A 4037-nucleotide genomic window follows, 5' to 3' on the forward strand; every position below is an offset into this window, starting at 1 on the left:
GCGAACACCCCACACGACTCCAACAACTCAGCCCCCATACCCACCCACTGCGCCCCCTGACCAGGAAAAACAAACACCACCCGACCCCGAACATCCGCCCTTCCCACTACATCGCGACCGGCCACCTGACCTCCTGCCATGGCCTCCAACCCCGCCGCGGCCTCACTCCGGTCGCCCGCCAGCACCACCGCGCGTTCCGACAACGCCGCCCGCGACGCCGCCAATGACCGTGCCAGATGGTCCAGATCCACATCCGGCCTTCGCTCGATGACGTCCAACAAGCGCCGTGCCTGCGCCCGCAACCCCGCATCGCCACGCCCCGACACCGCCAACGGCACCACACCACCCGGCACCTCCGACCTCAGGACACCATCCCCCGACCGGTCCGGAGCCTGCTCCAAAATCACATGCGCATTCGTCCCACTCACACCAAACCCCGACACCCCAGCCCGACGCGGACGCCCCACCTCCGGCCACACCCGCTCCTCGACCAGCAACTCCACCGCACCCGCCGACCAATCCACCCGCGACGACGGCTCATCCACATGCAACGTCCTCGGCAACACCCCAAACCGCAACGCCAACACCATCTTGATCACACCAGCCACACCCGCAGCCGCCTGCGCATGACCAATATTCGACTTCAACGACCCCAACCACAAAGGACACCCCTCAGGCCGACCCTGACCATAGGTCGCCATCAATGCCTGAACCTCGATCGGATCACCCAGCGTGGTGCCCGTGCCATGTCCCTCGACCGCATCCACATCCGCCGCCACCAGCCCCGCTCCGGTCAACGCCTGCCGGATGACACGCTGTTGTGACGGACCGTTCGGCGCTGTCAGTCCATTGGACGCACCGTCCTGATTCACCGCACTGCCCCGCACCACCGCCAACACCCGATGGCCACGCCGCTCAGCATCCGACAAGCGCTCCAGCACCAGCACGCCCACACCCTCGGCCCACCCCGTACCATCCGCCGACGCCGCGAACGACTTGCAGCGGCCGTCTTCGGCCATGCCCCGCTGCCGCGAGAAGCCGACGAAGGCGCTGGGGGTGGACATGACGGTGGCGCCTCCGGCCAGCGCCATCGAGCACTCCCCCGACCGCAGCGCCTGCGCGGCCAGATGCAAGCCCACCAGTGAGGAGGAGCATGCCGTGTCGATGGTCATCGCCGGGCCCTCGAACCCCAGCTCATAGGCGACCCGCCCGGTGAGCACGCTCGCCGAGCTGCCCGTCATCAGGTAGCCCTCCACCCCCTCGGGGACCGTGTCCACATCCGTGGCGTAGTCCTGGTTGAGGGTGCCGAAGTAGACACCGACGTCCTTACCGCGCAGGCCCGTTGGGTCGATTCCGGCGCGCTCCAGCGCCTCCCACGACGTCTCCAGCAGCAACCGCTGCTGCGGATCCATCGCCAGCGCCTCACGCGGCGAGATCCCGAAGAAGGCAGCGTCGAACTCCCCCGCGTGGCGCAGAAAACCACCCTCACGGACATAGCTGGTGCCCGGATGATCCGGATCCGGGTCGAAGAGGTTCTCCAGGTCCCACCCACGGTCCTCCGGAAACCCACCGACCGCGTCCCCGCCGGACACCACCAGATCCCACAGCTCCTCCGGTGTGGTCACCCCGCCCGGCAACCGGCACGCCATCCCCACGATCGCGATCGGCTCCGACAAGCCGGCCTCGATCTCGGTGAGCCGCTGTCGCGCCTGGTGCAGGTCGGCGGTCACTCGCTTGAGGTACCGGACCAGCTTGTCGTCGTTGTCCACCGGAGGTTACCTTCCCCTTCACTCGTAGGCGCGGTCGGAATCCGACGGGTCCACGATTCCGAACTCGTCGTCGATGAAGGCCAGTACGTCGTCGACCGACGCCGCTTCGAGCGTCGCCTCGATGTCGGTGCCTCCGGCCGCCCCGGGGGCATCGGTGCTGAGCTTGGCCGCCAGGGCCCGGAGCCGGGCGGCGGCGCCGGTGTCCTTGGCGCTGTCCGGTGGCCGTGCGGCCACCAGTTCTTCGAGCCTCGCCACTTCGGCCAGTACCGGGTCCGGGTCCTGGGTGGTGTCGGCGCTCAGGTGGGTGGTCAGGTGGTCCGCCAGGGTCAGCGGGGTGGGGAAGTCGAAGGCGAACGTGGCGGGGAGTCGCAGCCCGGTGCGGGCGAGGAGCCGGTCCCGTAGCTCTATCACCGTGAGCGAGTCGAAGCCGATGTCGGTGAAGGCGGTATCGGGGCCGATACGACCGGCCGATGCGTAGCCGAGCACATACGCCGCCTCCTGCCGGACCAGGTCGAGAAGGATCGCCTGCCGGTCCGTGGAGCCCGCCCCGGCCAGCCGTACGGTGAGCGCGTCGGCGTCGTGCGCATGCGCCGACCGGGCCTTCTGCCGGATCCGCCGGGGCTGGGGGACCAGCCCGCGCAGCAGCGGCGGCACCGCCCCGGTGGCGGCCTGGGCCCGCAGTGCGCCGAGGTCCAGCTTGATGGGGAGGACCATGGGTTCGGCCGTACGCAGCGCGGTGTCGAAGAGTTCCATGCCCTCGGCCGGGGACAGCGCGGCGAGTCCGTCGCGTGCCAGCCGACGGTGGTCGGTGTCGCCGAGTTGGGCGGTCATGCCCTCGTCCTGGGCCCACATACCCCAGCCGAGGGAGACCGCGGGAAGCCCGTGGGCGGCCCGGTGCCGTGCCAGCGCGTCGAGGCAGGCGTTGGCGGCGGCGTAGTTGCCCTGCCCCGAACTGCCGAAAGTACCGGCGGCGGAGGAGAATAAGACGAAGGCCGACAGGTCCAGGTCCCGGGTCAGCTCATGCAGATGGAACGCCCCGTCCACCTTCGACCGGAACACCGCATCCATGCGCTCCGGCGTCAACGCCGTCAGCACACCGTCGTCCAGAACACCGGCCGTATGCACCACCGCCGACAATGGAACATCCACTGGAACCACATCCAGCAGCCCGGCCACCGCGTCCCGATCCGCCACATCACACGCCACGATGCGTACGCGCGCGCCCGCCTTCACCAGCTCCGCCTCCAACTCGGCAGCGCCAGCGGCCTCAGGCCCGCTCCGACTCGCCAACACCAGACTCCGCACCCCATGCACCGCCACCAGATGCCGCGCCACGACCGCACCCAGCGCCCCCGTACCACCCGTGACCAACACCGTCCCACCAAAACCCACACCGACTGGCTCGGCCTCGGGCACCTCCACGACACGGGTGAGCCGTCGCAGGAAAATCGTTCCCGAGCGGACCGCTGCCTGGGTCTCATCGGCGGCGAACAGAGCGGGGACGAGGGTGCTCAGCGTCGCGTACGAGGACGGCTCGTTGTCGACGTCCACCAGCAGAATGCGCCCGGTGTTCTCCGACTGCGCGGTGCCGATCAGCCCCCATACGGCGGCGACGGCAGGGTCGACCCGCTCGCCCGGGTCGACGCCGACCGCACCTGTGGTCAGCACGACCATCCGTGTGCTGTCCAGCGCGGGTTCGGTCGTCCACGCCTGGACGACCTCCAGTACGCGGCTGGTCAGCTCACGCACGCTTCCGGTGTCGGTCGCCTCGACCGTCACGGCGTCGAACGGCCCGCCTCGCTCGGCCAGTGCGCGTACGTCCTCGGCCGTGGCCACCCGCACCGTGTTCAGTGGCCTGCCGTCCGGTGTCAACGCCGTCTCCTCCCAAGCCGGGCGGAGCAGACGGTCGTGTGTCGCGGCGGTCTTGAACTGCTCGGGCTCGACCGGGCGGGACACCATCGAGCCCACCGAAGCCACTGGGGCACCGGACTCATCGGCCAGGTCCAGGGTCAGGGTGTCCTCTCCGGTGGGGACCACTCGTACCCGCAAGGCCGTGGCCCCCGTGGCGTGCAGCGCCACATCCCGCCAGACGAAGGGAAGGGCTGTCCGCTGGTCGGCGCGTTCCGCACGGTGCTGGAAAGCGGCCGCGTGCATGGCAGCGTCGAGGAGTGCCGGATGCAGTCCGAACCCCGCCGCCTGGACCCGATGCTCCTCCGGCAGCGCCACCTCCGCATACACCGCACCATCCGACCGCCACGCCGCCCGCAC

The 4037-nt window shown here is 69.7% G+C and carries 2 protein-coding genes; both read right to left on the reverse strand.

Features of this window, described 5'->3' with window-relative positions; genetic code table 11:
* On the reverse strand, positions 1 to 1769 hold a 1769-nt coding region (locus KN815_RS47300; RefSeq protein ID WP_216347940.1), incomplete at its 3' end, for a type I polyketide synthase.
* 18 nt (positions 1770 to 1787) lie between these two features.
* On the reverse strand, positions 1788 to 4037 hold a 2250-nt coding region (locus KN815_RS47305; RefSeq protein WP_216347941.1), incomplete at its 5' end, for a type I polyketide synthase.

This window comes from Streptomyces niphimycinicus (genome assembly GCF_018883605.1).
Lineage (GTDB): Bacteria > Actinomycetota > Actinomycetes > Streptomycetales > Streptomycetaceae > Streptomyces > Streptomyces niphimycinicus.